The 13,142-nt window shown below is 58.8% G+C and carries 10 protein-coding genes; 4 read left to right on the forward strand and 6 right to left on the reverse strand.

Annotation, left to right across the window (positions count from 1 at the left end; all coding sequences use genetic code 11):
* The first annotated feature begins 1 nt into the window (after window position 1).
* Entirely contained in the window at window positions 2-1,324 is a 1,323-nt protein-coding gene (locus ACR3EM_RS08735) for a 3-deoxy-D-manno-octulosonic acid transferase (RefSeq protein ID WP_480470325.1), read from the forward strand.
* A 45-nt stretch (window positions 1,325-1,369) separates the two neighbouring features.
* Here the strand turns inward: ACR3EM_RS08735 and ACR3EM_RS08740 are convergent, their stop codons facing one another.
* From ACR3EM_RS08740 to ACR3EM_RS08760, 5 genes are read right to left on the reverse strand one after another with little or no spacing between them, the layout of a single operon-like run.
* Window positions 1,370-2,533 (reverse strand): M20 aminoacylase family protein, encoded by a 1,164-nt coding sequence (locus tag ACR3EM_RS08740; RefSeq protein WP_480470326.1) that lies wholly within the window; start codon window positions 2,531-2,533, stop codon window positions 1,370-1,372.
* Window positions 2,534-2,550: 17 nt separating this feature from the next.
* Window positions 2,551-3,714: a M20 aminoacylase family protein gene (locus ACR3EM_RS08745; RefSeq protein WP_480470327.1), complete on the reverse strand. Its 1,164-nt coding sequence runs from the start codon at window positions 3,712-3,714 to the stop codon at window positions 2,551-2,553.
* A 14-nt stretch (window positions 3,715-3,728) separates the two neighbouring features.
* Complete coding sequence (locus ACR3EM_RS08750; RefSeq protein WP_480470328.1) at window positions 3,729-4,895, reverse strand: M20 aminoacylase family protein; 1,167 nt, start codon at window positions 4,893-4,895, stop codon at window positions 3,729-3,731.
* Between the two features lie 22 nt (window positions 4,896-4,917).
* Window positions 4,918-6,084, reverse strand: coding sequence for an acetylornithine deacetylase (argE, locus tag ACR3EM_RS08755; RefSeq protein ID WP_480470329.1), 1,167 nt, complete (start codon window positions 6,082-6,084; stop codon window positions 4,918-4,920).
* Between the two features lie 5 nt (window positions 6,085-6,089).
* Window positions 6,090-7,910: an ABC transporter ATP-binding protein gene (locus tag ACR3EM_RS08760; protein WP_480470330.1), complete on the reverse strand. Its 1,821-nt coding sequence runs from the start codon at window positions 7,908-7,910 to the stop codon at window positions 6,090-6,092.
* A gap of 285 nt (window positions 7,911-8,195) precedes the next feature.
* On the opposite strand from ACR3EM_RS08760, the gene ACR3EM_RS08765 reads away from it, so the two are divergent.
* The 3 genes from ACR3EM_RS08765 (at window position 8,196) to ACR3EM_RS08775 (ending at window position 11,977) form a co-directional block, all read left to right on the forward strand.
* On the forward strand, window positions 8,196-9,902 hold the full coding sequence (locus ACR3EM_RS08765; RefSeq protein WP_480470331.1) for a peptide ABC transporter substrate-binding protein: 1,707 nt from the start codon (window positions 8,196-8,198) through the stop codon (window positions 9,900-9,902).
* A gap of 94 nt (window positions 9,903-9,996) precedes the next feature.
* On the forward strand, window positions 9,997-11,004 hold the full coding sequence (locus ACR3EM_RS08770) for an ABC transporter permease (RefSeq protein ID WP_480470332.1): 1,008 nt from the start codon (window positions 9,997-9,999) through the stop codon (window positions 11,002-11,004).
* Window positions 10,997-11,977, forward strand: coding sequence for an ABC transporter permease (locus tag ACR3EM_RS08775; protein WP_480470333.1), 981 nt, complete (start codon window positions 10,997-10,999; stop codon window positions 11,975-11,977). Before ACR3EM_RS08770 ends, ACR3EM_RS08775 begins: the two co-directional genes overlap by 8 nt.
* Window positions 11,978-11,983: 6 nt before the next feature.
* Here ACR3EM_RS08775 and ACR3EM_RS08780 read toward each other — a convergent pair whose 3' ends face one another.
* A complete protein-coding gene (locus ACR3EM_RS08780) occupies window positions 11,984-13,120 on the reverse strand; it encodes an MFS transporter (RefSeq protein WP_480470334.1) in 1,137 nt (378 codons plus the stop codon).
* Between the last annotated feature and the right edge of the window lie 22 nt (window positions 13,121-13,142).

Consider the following 13,142-nt stretch of genomic DNA (forward strand, 5'->3'; position numbering starts at 1 on the left):
CTTGCCTGGCCCCGACGAACAGCCAACACTGTTGTACAACCTGTACTGCGGCCTGACCTCGTTTGTCGGACCACTGATCTGGCGCAAAGTACGCACCAAGTTGCAGGCTGCCGACGTCCCCGAAACCCGCCAACAAGAGCGGCTGGGCCACGCCAGCCTACCCTGCCCCAACACCCGCCTGATTTGGTTTCACGCCGCCAGCGTTGGCGAAAGCTTGTCTGTCCTTAGCCTGATCAAGCGATTGGCGGAGCGCTTGCCCGACGTCGAATTCCTTATCACTTCGGGCACGCCAACCTCGGCCGAACTGATCGCCAAACGCATGCCCCCGCGTACGCGTCATCAATATTCGCCGCTCGACAGCGAAGGCCCGGTGCGCCGGTTTCTGGACCACTGGAAACCGGATGCGGCAATCTTCGTCGAAAGCGAGATTTGGCCCCGCCTGATCGTTGAGACGGCAAAGCGCGGAACCCCACTGGCCTTATTGAACGCCCGATTGTCCGAGAAATCTGTGGCCGGTTGGATCAAACGACCCAAAACTGCGCGCTTCATCCTGAGCCATTTCAACCTGTTCCTGACCCAGAACGACAGGACCGCCAGCAATCTGATCGCTATGGGCGCGTCGCCAGATAAAGTAAGACCCGGCACCAATCTCAAGGCCATGTCCGATCCGCTACCCATAGATACTGAGGCCCTGTCTTGGATCAAAAACCAGATCGGCGACCGCCCAATCTGGATCGCCAGTTCTACACATCAAGGCGAAGAAGAAACCGTGCTCGCAGCGCACAAAGCCCTGCTCAGCCGTTGGCCCGACTTGTTGCTGCTGCTGATCCCGCGCCACCCCGAGCGTCGAGATGAGCTAAGCAAGCTGATCGGTACTGAGGGGCTCACCCATGCACAGCGCAGTACAAACCAGTCGATCGCTGCACAGACACAGGTCTATATGGCAGACACGCTAGGCGAATTGGGCACTTGGTATGCGCTCTGTCCCATCGTATTCCTCGGCGGCTCTCTGAAAGAGATCGGAGGCCACAACCCCTTTGAACCTGCCCAAGCCGGTGCCGCCGTCCTCACCGGCCCCGGATATTTCAATTTCGCCGAAACCTTCGCCCCCCTGATCGAAACCGGCGGTGCAGTGCAGGTCGAAACCGCGTCCGAGCTCTCAGCAGCTGTTGCCCACTGGCTCTCAGACCCACAAGCACTTCAAAGCGCGCGCGATGCAGCAAAATCCTGCGTCAACACACAGTCCAACGCCCTGAATTCCGTCATCGGAACCCTGTGCACCCAACTCAACCTGAGCGCACGGGATCCCTCTTCATCTGGCTAAAAATATCTCGGGGAGCACGAGGGGCTGGCCCCTCGCTTCACTCCGTCAAGCGGCGGGCATCCGTTGTTCAACAATCTCGGCCCACCAGCTGCATCCGGCGGGAATGGCCTCGTCGTTGAAGTTATACTCAGGGTGGTGAACCATAGCCGTATCGCCATTGCCGACCAGGATATAGGCGCCCGGACGTTCCTCCAGCATGAAGGCAAAATCCTCACCTCCCATGACCAGAGGTGCCTCATCACAGCTGCCAGAAACCGACTTCGCTACCTCGGCTGCAAAATCCGTCTGCTCGTCGCTGTTCACCATGACCGGATAGCCGCGAATATAGGTCACATCCGCTGTGCCACCAAAGGTCGCCGCCACTCCTGCGCAAATCTCGTTAATCCGCTTCTCTGCCAGATCGCGCATCTCTTTGCTCATCGTACGCACGGTGCCTTTGATCTGGACCGTTTGCGGAATGACATTGAACGCCTTGGACGAGGTCTCAAACGAGGTCACCGACACCACGACCTGATCAATCGGGTCGGCATTGCGCGAGGCAATCGTCTGCAACGCCAGAACCGCCTGCGCCGTCATCACGGTCGTGTCTACGGTCTCCTGCGGCTTCGCAGCGTGACCACCACGGCCTTCAAAGGTAATGTCGAACTGATCGGTCGCTGCAAAGAACGAGCCCGGACGGATCGCAAAACTGCCCACCGGACGTCCCGGCCAGTTATGCATGCCGTAGACTTCTTGAATGTTCCAACGCTCCATCATGCCGTCTTCGCACATCTCGCGACCGCCACCGCCGCCTTCTTCGGCGGGCTGGAAGATCACCACCACGGTGCCGTCGAAATTGCGCGTTTCCGACAGGTATTTCGCCGCACCGAGCAGCATCGCGGTATGGCCATCATGGCCACAGGCATGCATCGCCCCATCGGTTTTCGAGGCGTAATCCAGCCCCGTCGCCTCATGGATCGGCAGTGCGTCCATGTCAGCCCTCAGACCAATGACATTCCCTTTCGAGTCGGACTTGCCCTTGATCACACCAACAACGCCAGTACGACCGATCCCGGTAACAACCTCGTCACAGCCGAACTCTTTCAGCTTGTCAGCGACCAAAGCGCTGGTGCGATGGGTTTCAAACAGGATCTCAGGATTTTCGTGAATATCCCGTCGCCATTCGGTGATTTCATCCTGCAATTCGGCAAAGCGGTTCTTAACTGGCATCTCTTCTCTCTCCTAATTCAAGCCGCCGGCATCCGGCGCTCGACCATTTCGGCAAACCATGAACACCCCATCGGGATGATCTCGTCGTTGAAATTGTATTCGGGGTGGTGCAACCCGGCGCTGTCGCCATTGCCCAGCACGATGAAGGCCCCGGGGCGTTCCTCCAGCATGAACGAGAAATCCTCGCCCCCCATTACCATCGGCGCCTCGCCGCAGCTGCCGCCCACGGAAATGGCGGCCTCGGCGGCATATCCCGTCTGTTCTTCAGCGTTGATCGTCACCGGCACCCCGCGCGTGTAGGTGACTTTGACGGTGCCGCCAAAGGTCTCGGCGATGCCCTCAGCCACTTCGGTCAGCCGCGCCTCGATCAGGTCACGCATTTCGTTCGAATGCGTCCGCACCGTGCCCTTCACCTGCGCCGATTGCGGGATCACGTTGAACGCCTTGGACGAGGTCTCGACCGAGGTCACAGACAAAACCGCCTGCAAGATCGGGTCCGCATTGCGCGACACAATGGTCTGCAAGGCTACGATCAGTTGCGACAACATCACAGTCGTATCAATTGTTTCATGCGGTTTGGCCGCGTGACCGCCTCGACCTTCCAGATGTATATCGAACTCATCCGCAGCCGCCAGCAGTGGTCCGGACCGGATGGCGAACTGACCCGTCGGCACACCGGGCACATTGTGCATGGCATAGACTTCCTGAATGCCGAACCGATCCATCAGACCGTCCTTGCACATCGCCTCGGCCCCGTTGCCGCCCTCTTCCGCTGGTTGAAAAATCACAATGGCCGTACCATCAAAATTGCGCGTCTCAGACAGGTATTTCGCCGCGCCCAGAACCATTGCCGTATGGCCATCATGGCCACAGGCATGCATGGCACCTTCGGTTTTTGAGGCATAGTCGAGGCCCGTCTGCTCCTGCATCGGCAGCGCGTCCATATCGGCGCGCAGCCCGATCACGCGGCCCTGCGTGTCGGTTTTACCTTTGATCACGCCAACAACACCGGTCCGGCCAATGCCGGTCACGACCTCATCGCAACCGAACTCCTTCAGTTTTTCGGCCACCAAAGCGCTGGTGCGGTGGGTGTCATACAGGATCTCGGGGTGTTGATGGATGTCCCGCCGCCAACCGGTGATCTCTGCGTGCATTTCGGCGAGTCGGTTCTTGATTGGCATCTGATCCTCCCAAATCAGGCGACGGGCAATCGTCGCTCCACCAGTTCAGCAAACCAGCTGCACCCGGCGGGAATGGCGTCGTCGTCGAAGTTGTATTCCGGGTGGTGGCACATGGCCGTGTCCCCGTTTCCGATAAAGATGTAGGCCCCAGGCCGTTCTTCAAGCATGTAGGCGAAATCTTCTGACGGCATGATCGGATCAGTGCTGTCATTGACCTTGCCCGACACCGCCTCGGCCGCCTCAGCCGCATATCCGGTTTCGACCTCGGAGTTTACCGTCACCGGATAGCCCGGCGTCCACGTCATTTCGGCAGACGCGTCGAAGGCCGAGGCCGTGTCTTCCGCGATCCGGCGCACGCGATCTTCGGCGATCTTTCGGTATTCGGGATCAAGCGTGCGAACGGTGCCCCGCAACCGCACCGTATGGGCAATCACATTCGAGGCCACACTATCGGTTTCAAAGGTCCCGACCGTCAGCACCACCCGTTTGATCGGGTCCACAGTACGCGACACAACCGATTGCAAAGCCACAACAATATGAGATGCCACGAGCGTTGTATCCACCGCCTCATGCGGGGCGGCGGCATGACCACCCTTGCCCGTCACAACAATTTCGAACTCATCCGAAGAAGCCAATAACGCGCCCGGCCGAATGGCAAACTCACCAACCGGCATCCCCGGCATGTTGTGCATGCCATAGACTTCCTGAATGCCCCAGCGGTCCATCAGCCCGTCCTGACACATAGCCAAGCCACCTGCACCACCCTCTTCGGCAGGCTGGAAAATTAACACAACGGTGCCGTCAAAGTTCCGAGTCTCGGCTAAATACTGAGCCGCCCCGAGCAACATCGAGGTATGCCCATCATGGCCACAGGCGTGCATCTTGCCAGAAACGGTCGAGGCGTAGTCCAGCCCCGTTGCCTCCTCAATCGGCAGAGCATCCATGTCAGCGCGCAGCCCGATCACCCGGCCCTGCGTATCCTGACGCCCTTTGATGACGGCAACCACTCCGGTTTTGCCGATCCCCGGCGTGATCTCATCAACGCCGAACTCCTTCAGACGATCGACCACAAACCCTGCTGTTGCTTCAACATCATACATCAGCTCGGGATGCATATGCAGGTGACGTCGCCATTTGGTGATCTCGCCATGCATCTCGGCGAGCCGGTTCTTGACGGGCATCTTTAACCTCCCCTTCGAGGTGCTATTCGCAGAGCCGTTCTACCAAACGTTCCATAAATTTTTGGCCTGCGTTGAATTGAGAAATCGTAATGAACTCATTTGGCTGATGGGCCTGCGCAATATCGCCGGGGCCACAGATGACAGCGGAATAGCCCGCTTCCTGAAATTGCCCAGCCTCAGTGCCATAGCTGACCACATGTGATGCGTTGTCGCCGGTGAGCGAGCGCACCAGTGTCTCCGCCTCGCCATCTTCTTCGGGCACAAGACCGGGGATCGAAAAATGCTCGGACAGTTCAATCCGCGCTTCAGGATGAACCGCCTGCATCCGTGCCTCGACCTCTCGGACCTTATCGAAATAGGCCTTTTGCCAGATCGCTTTTTTCTCATCCGGGACGGTGCGGAAATCCATCATGAAGCGGCAGTCTTTAGCCGTGATGTTATGCGCAGTGCCGCCTTCGATCATACCCACATGGCAGGTTGTCCACGGCGGATCGAACACGGCGGCTATGTCCGAGGGCTGCGCTGCCCTGCTCTCGACATTGCGCTCGTTGGCCCAGTCGATCAGCGGTGCGGCCTCCATGATCGCGTTGACGCCCGTATGCATGATCGAGCTGTGAACCTCGAATCCAACCATATGCGTGTCAAAGCCGAAGCCGCCTTTATGGCCGGTGACCGCCTGCATCACAGATGGTTCCCCCACGATCACTGCCGAGCCTTTGGGCAGCGTCGCCTGCATCGCCTCGATCATCGGTGGTGCGCCGGTGCATCCAACCTCTTCGTCAAAGCTCAGCGCCAGCTGCAGGGGGCGTTTGACATCGGCGTGATGCGCCTCGACCAGTGCCCAGATGGCCAACGCGTCGAAGCCTTTCATATCGCAAGTGCCGCGCCCGAAATACTTGCCGTCTTTCTCGGTGACGGTGAACGGGTCGGTATCCCATGGCTGGCCATCGACGGGCACAACATCCGTGTGACCTGACAAAACGACCGCGCCGTCTTCCCACGGGCCGACATGCGCGAACAAAGCCGCCTTATGCGGCTGATCCGGATCCGGCCAGCGATGAGAGTCGATCCCATGGCTGTTCAGATATCCCTCGACCCAGTCAACCAATGGCAGATTGGTTTCACGACTTACCGTTGGGAAAGAGATCAGCTTGGTCATGATCTCAAGCGGGGTCAAACGATGTGACATAAAGCTCAGTATCCGCTGTCGGTCGTCAGGACGAAATGTCCCGGCTCAACCTCGTTGTAATTCGAGGGTTCCGGCGCATAGCCGATTGGATGAATCGGCGATGGGATCGGCTTGAAGTTCAGATCCTTTTCCGACTTTCTCTGGTTCGGGTCAGCAATCGGAACCGCTTTCATCAAAGCCTGCGTGTAGGGATGCTGTGGATTCTCAAACACCCGTGCGCGCGGTCCGAGTTCAACGATCCGACCCAGATACATCACGCCGACATGGTGGCTGACCCGTTCGACCACGGCCATGTCATGGCTGATGAACAGGTAGCTGAGGTTCAGTTCCGATTGCAGCTCCATCATCAGGTTCAGAACCTGTGCTTGCACCGAAACATCCAGGGCCGAGACCGCCTCGTCCGCCACGATCAGCTTGGGGTTCAGCGCCAACGCGCGGGCAATCGCAATCCGTTGACGCTGACCACCCGACATCTCGTGCGGGAAGCGGCGCATGAAGCTGCGCGGCAATTGCACCTTGTCGAAGAGTTGCGCGACCCGATCCTGCAGCTCAGAACCAGAAGCAACACCATAGTTGCGCATCGGTTCCGCCACCTGATCAACCAACTGCATTTGCGGATTCAGCGAGGCAAACGGATCCTGAAAGATCATCTGCATGTCCAGCCGCGCCTTACGCAGACCCGCCGGGTCCAGACCCATGATATCGACACCGTCCAGATTGACCTCACCTGCCATCGGCTCGACCAGCCGCAGGATTGACCGCCCGGCTGAGGACTTTCCGCAGCCTGACTCCCCTACGAGGCTGAGCGTTTGACCCCGATTGATGGTGAACGAGACATCTTCGACCGCGTGAACGTTGGAAATCGTCCGCCGCAGCAGACCACCTTTGACGGGGAATCGCGTGGTCAGATTATTGACCGTCAGCAAGACCTCTTCGGTGCCGGGAATGGGCGCGATGTTCTGGCCTTCGACACCCAGCAGTTTCATCGGTTCGGGCGCGGCTTTGCCCCGCATTTCGCCCAGCTTCGGAACCGCCGCCAGCAGAGCCTTGGTATAATCATGCTGCGGGTTCTCGAAGATTTCGTTGACCGTGCCCTCTTCGACCTTGTTGCCCCGGAACATGACCACAACGCGGTCGGCCATCTGGGCCACCACTGCCATGTCATGAGTGATGAACATCACCGCCGTGCCGGTTTCTCGCTTGAGCCGGTCCATCAGAGCCAGGATCTCGGCCTGAATGGTCACGTCCAGCGCGGTTGTGGGTTCATCCGCGATCAGCAGGCGCGGTTCGCAGGCCATGGCCATTGCGATGACAACACGCTGGCGCATCCCGCCGGAGAGTTCGTGCGGATATTGCTTCAGGCGGCGTTCGGGTTCGGGGATTCGAACCTGGCGCAGCAGCTCCAGTGCCCGTTCCTCGGCCTGCGTCTTGGACATGTTCTTGTGAATACGCAGCCCTTCAGTCAGTTGACGACCAACGGTGAACACAGGATTCAGCGCCGTCATCGGCTCCTGAAAGATCATCCCGATCTCATTGCCGCGAATCTGTTTCATCAGATCCTGGTCGGCACCTGCCAGATTCAACTCATCCCCGTCACGCCGGTCGAACAGCAACTGGCCGCCCGCGATCTCACCGCCGCCGAACTCCACCAGCCGCATCAAAGACAGCGAAGAAACCGACTTGCCCGATCCCGATTCCCCAACGATACATACGGTTTCGCCCGGGTTGACCTCGAACGAGACATCCTCGACTCCCACGACGGGGCCGTCCTTGGTCTGAAACTCGACACGCAGTTTTCTGATCTGGGCAATTGGCTGATCCAGCACGCGTGCACTCCCCTTCGCGGCAAATCTAAACGAATGCCAAACGCTAAGGCGGCAGGACGGGAAAAGTCAAACCGATTGGTCAAATTTCGCAAGCCAAGGCTTGCAATTTTTTAAAACTCTGTTTCGATACGCCGCGTAACCGTTTTTGGGAGAGGACGGAATACACGTTCGCGTGAAAATTCTTATCGTTTTAAATCAAAACGTTAACTCACCAAACGGCAACGCCCAATCCGCGGGCATCGCGGAGAAAATCGAGACACGTAAGTGTCCAACATGGAGTGTATGATGAAGATCAAAACCCTTTTGCTAGGTGCGATTGCAAGCACGGCAATGGCCCCGATGGCCATGGCCGAGCGTGGATCGGACGGCAATGTCAGCATTATTTACTGGCAGGCTCCGTCAATCCTGAACCCGTTTCTGTCGGGTGGCACCAAGGATGTGGAATCTGCCTCGCTGGTGATTGAACCGCTGGCACGCTACGACCAGGACGGCAACATGGTGCCTTATCTGGCGTCTGAGATTCCGACCGTCGAAAATGGTGGCGTCAGCGAAGATCTGACCTCGATCACGTGGAAAATCGCGCCCGGCATTACCTGGTCCGACGGCACAGCGTTCACATCGGCAGACGTGGTTTTCACTGCGAACTACTGCATGGACCCTGAAGGCGGTTGTGCGCAGGTGACCAAGTTTGAAGGCGTCACCAATGTCGAAGCAGTGGATGACTTGACCGTAAAAGTCACATTCGACGCGCCGACACCGTTCCCCTACGGCCCGTTCGTGGGCGGCGAAAGTCCGATCATTCAGGCAGCACAGTTTGCGGATTGCCTGGGCGCAAAAGCCCCCGAGTGCACCGAGCAAAACTTCAACCCCATCGGCACCGGCCCGTTTGTCGTGACCGAGTTCAAACCGAACGACGTGATCACGTTCGCTGCGAACGAAAACTATCGTGATCCAGCGAAACCGGCCTTTGCCACCGTGACCTTCAAAGGCGGCGGCGATGCAACGGCGGCGGGTCGTGCGGTTATGGAAACTGGCGAGTTCGACTATGCTTGGAACCTGCAGCTGGCACCCGAAGTCATCGCGCAGATGCAGGAAGGCGGCAAAGGTACTCCAGTCGCAGGCTTCGGTCCGCTGGTCGAGCGTATCATGCTGAACCAGACCAACCCATCGCCCGATCTGCCGGAAGGCGAGCGTTCGACAGCCACGCATCCGCACCCGTTCCTGCAGGATCCGGCTGTCTATCAGGCGATGTCCATGGCAATCGACCGCCCGCTGCTGGTCGAGATCGGCTATGGTCAGGCGGGTAAAGTGACCTGTAACTGGGTTCCGGCACCTGCTGCGTTCAACTCGACCTCGATGACCTGTGACACGCAGGATATCGATGGCGCGAACGCGCTGCTGGACGAAGCTGGCATCGTTGATACCAATGGTGACGGCGTCCGTGAAAAAGACGGTGTACCGCTGAAAATCGTCTATCAGACCTCGACCAACGCCGTCCGTCAGGACTTCCAGGCGCTGATCAAGGAATGGTGGAGCCAGATCGGTATCGAAACCGAACTGCGCAACATCAACGCATCGGTCTTCTTCGGCGGTGACCCGGGCTCGCCCGACACGTTCCAGAAGTTCTATGCCGACGTTGAAATGTATGCGAACACCTTCAACGGCACCGACCCGCAGTCCTATCTGGGCAACGGTCTGTGCGACAAGGCACCCAAGCCGGAATCGCAGTGGCAGGGTGAGAACATCAGCCGCTTCTGCAGCGACGAGTTTGACGCGCTGCACGCAAAACTTGCCGAAACGGCCGGTCTGGAACAACGCGCGGAAATTGCGAAACAGCTGAACGACATCATCGTACAGGAAGGCGGTATGATCCCGCTGGTACACCGTGGTCGTCTGTCGGCGCACGCCAACACTCTGGGTGGTGTTGTCCTGAACGTTTGGGACAGCGAGCTGTGGAACATTGCGGACTGGTACCGCAAAACCGGTTCCTAAGCGTTAATCTTGCAAAGCCGCGCCCCGACCCGTATCGGGGCGCGGTCATTTGCACGCCACTCCAACAAGAAGACGCATATAAAGGCGCCTCTTAATGCTCAACTTTACCATCAGACGACTGATCCTGGCCGTACCCACGCTGCTGTTCATCAGCCTCGTCATATTCCTGCTTCTCGAACTCGCCCCAGGCGACCCGATGGCGCAGGTTCCGCTTACCGTTCCGCCCGAAGTCAAAGAGAAGATGCGCGAGGCGCTTGGCCTCGGCCAGCCGATGCATATCCGATTCTGGAAATGGATCGTGCAGTTCTTCTGGATCGAACCGCAGGTTCTGGTCGACTCGATCTTTGGTACAACCTTCTCCGAAGGTGACCTGCGCGTGATTTCGTGGCAGACCCGCTCACCCGTCATGGACATCGTCGTTCAGCGCATCCCGCAGACCCTGTGGGTTGTCGGCACCGCTTATGTGGTCGCCATCCTGATCGCCCTGCCCATCGGCATCTATTCGGCCTATCGCCAGTATTCCTGGTTCGACCAAATGGGCACATTCGTGTCGATGGTCGGCTTCTCGGTACCGCCGTTCTTCTCGGGCGTATTGGTGATCGTGATCTTCTCGGTCCAGCTGGGCTGGTTCCCGTCGATCTATGACACCACCCATGCGGTCAACAGCTGGGACAGCTTTGTCGTGCAGCTCAAACAGATGATCATGCCGGTCATGGTTTTGGCGTTGCAGATCACCGCACAGCTGAGCCGCTTCATGCGCGCCTCGATGCTGGACAACCTCAATCAGGATTACGTCCGCACTGCCCGCGCCAAGGGTCTCAGCGAATATACCGTGGTTATGGTCCACGTTCTGCGCAACTCGATGATCCCTGTGGTCACCGTGATCGCACTGGGTATCCCGGCCATCTTCGGTGGTGCCATCATTACCGAGCAGGTCTTTAAGGTGAACGGTATCGGCCAATTGCTGATCGGCGCCATTCAGGCCAATGACCTGCCAATGGTTCAAACCCTGACCTTCATCTTTGCCGTGCTGATCGTGCTGTTCAACCTGATCGCCGATGTGCTCTACGGCATTCTGGACCCGAGGATTCGCTATGACTGATCATGATCGTACCGATACTCTGATCCCCGACGAAGGTCTTGCGCCTGCTTCGACCGCATTGCCCACGGCCGATGTGATGGAGGAACTGACCACCCCACCCCGCAGTCAATGGCGCGATGTTTGGGATCAGTTCAAAACCCACAAAGGCGCGATGATCGGAGCCATCCTTTTCATCTTCATCGTCGCTGCGGTGTATCTCGGGCCGTACATTTGGACCATCGACCCGACACAGATCGACATCCGGTCACGTAACCAAGGGCCGAGCCTTGCGCATCCCTTCGGCACCGATCAGCTGGGCCGCGATATCATGGCGCGGATGATGTCCGGCGGTCAGACCTCGGTCTCGGTGGGCATCACCGCCATGCTGCTGGCCCTGTTCCTGGGCTCGTTCATCGGCGTTCTGGCCGGGTTTTTCAAACGGCTGGACGGCCCGCTAATGCGCCTGACCGACCTGTTCCTGGCCCTGCCCCTGCTGCCGTTGCTGCTGGTTATGATGCTGCTGTTCCGCGAACCTCTGTCAGCCGCCTTCGGGCTGGAGCGCGGGATCTTCATCCTGATCGTCTGCGCCATCGGCATCACCTCGTGGATGCCCACAGCTCGGATCGTACGCGGAGACGTGTTGGCCATCAAAGAGCGTGAATTCGTTCTCGCCGCCCGATCCATCGGCACTAGCAACAGCCAGATCATCACGCGGCACATCCTGCCGAACGTGCTGTCCCCGATCATGGTGTCGGCGACGCTGGGCATCGCGACCGCGATCATCACCGAAAGCGCGCTGTCCTTCCTCGGTCTCGGGTTCCCGCCGGATTTCCCGACTTGGGGTCGCCTGCTGTTCGATGGTGTGGACTATCTGCAGCAATACCCTGAGCGTGTGTTCTGGCCCGGACTGGCGATCTCACTAACGGTTCTCAGCGTCAACTATCTGGGTGACGGCCTGCGCGACGCGCTGGATCCGCGTATTCGCGGACGCTAAGCAGATTCAGTCGGCGCGCTTCAGCGCGCCGGCCAACACGACGATCAGGACCGACAGCGGCAACAGAACGGCAAAAGCCAGCCTCAGGGTCATCAGCTCAGCGAGAAAACCGATCAGGGGCGGCCCGATCAACAAGCCTCCGTAACCCAGAGTCGCCACGCTGGCGATCGCCTGCCCGGGCGGCACATGCGGATCAGTCGCCGCGCGACTGAAGGCCAAAGGCATGATCACCGCATAGCCCACGCCCATCAGGGCAAAGCCTGCCAACGCCAATACGGGTTCGCCTGCTGACACCACCGCAAAAACACCCAAAGCCGCACTGACACCGCCAAACCGTGCGGTCGCAACAGGACCAAACCGGGCGATGACTACCCCACCTGCCAACCGGAACACGACCATTGTGACCGAGAAGACCGCGTAACCTAGCGCGGCAATGCTTTCAGCCGCGCCTGTTACATCGCGAAGGAATATCGCGCTCCAATCCGCGACGGCCCCTTCACCAAGCGCTCCGCAAAGCGCCGTGAACCCCACAAGGATCAATGCGCCCGACGGCAACGCAAACACCGACCCCGGCTTCGAGGTCGTTCGCTTGGAAGTCCAGCGCACCCAGGACAAAATGAGAGCAAATGCAACGACAACGCCACCGGCAAGCAGAAAATGCTGCAGGACCGTCAGGCCCATCTGAACCGCCGCATATCCGCTAAGCGCCCCCAACCCAGCCCCAAGGCTCCACATCGCGTGAAACGACGACATGACCGGCTTGTCATAAGCTTGCTCGACCTCTGCAGCCCACGCATTCATCGCGACATCCATCGAGCCATGGAAGGCTCCGAACACGAACAGGAATGCCGCGAGCCACCAGAAATCCCCCGCAAAGGCCAACAAAACGAGCGAAAACGTGTAAAGAACAGCGATGACCCGTGTGATCGCCACCGCTCCGAACTTATCCGTCAGACGACCCGTGATCGGAAACGAGCACACAGCCCCCGCCGCCATGAACAGCAAGCCAAGCCCCAAAGCCTCATGCGTCAAATCCAGCTTGTCCCGAACAGCCGGGATACGCGAGGCCCAAATACCGAATAGCGCACCGTTCAGGATGAACATGGCGGCGACAGCCCGCCATGCAGCCACAATACCGATCACAGGCAGCCCTCGCGCATTCAGT

The organism is Ruegeria sp. AH3, assembly GCF_056536265.1.

Coding starts and splice junctions, on each gene's coding strand:
- ACR3EM_RS08745 (WP_480470327.1), bottom strand. CDS start 3,714: ATGCCAATCAAGAACCGACTCGCCGAAATGCACGCAGAGATCACCGGT.
- ACR3EM_RS08740 (WP_480470326.1), bottom strand. CDS start 2,533: ATGCCAGTTAAGAACCGCTTTGCCGAATTGCAGGATGAAATCACCGAA.
- ACR3EM_RS08750 (WP_480470328.1), bottom strand. CDS start 4,895: ATGCCCGTCAAGAACCGGCTCGCCGAGATGCATGGCGAGATCACCAAA.
- ACR3EM_RS08775 (WP_480470333.1), top strand. CDS start 10,997: ATGACTGATCATGATCGTACCGATACTCTGATCCCCGACGAAGGTCTT.
- ACR3EM_RS08770 (WP_480470332.1), top strand. CDS start 9,997: ATGCTCAACTTTACCATCAGACGACTGATCCTGGCCGTACCCACGCTG.
- ACR3EM_RS08765 (WP_480470331.1), top strand. CDS start 8,196: ATGAAGATCAAAACCCTTTTGCTAGGTGCGATTGCAAGCACGGCAATG.
- argE (WP_480470329.1), bottom strand. CDS start 6,084: ATGTCACATCGTTTGACCCCGCTTGAGATCATGACCAAGCTGATCTCT.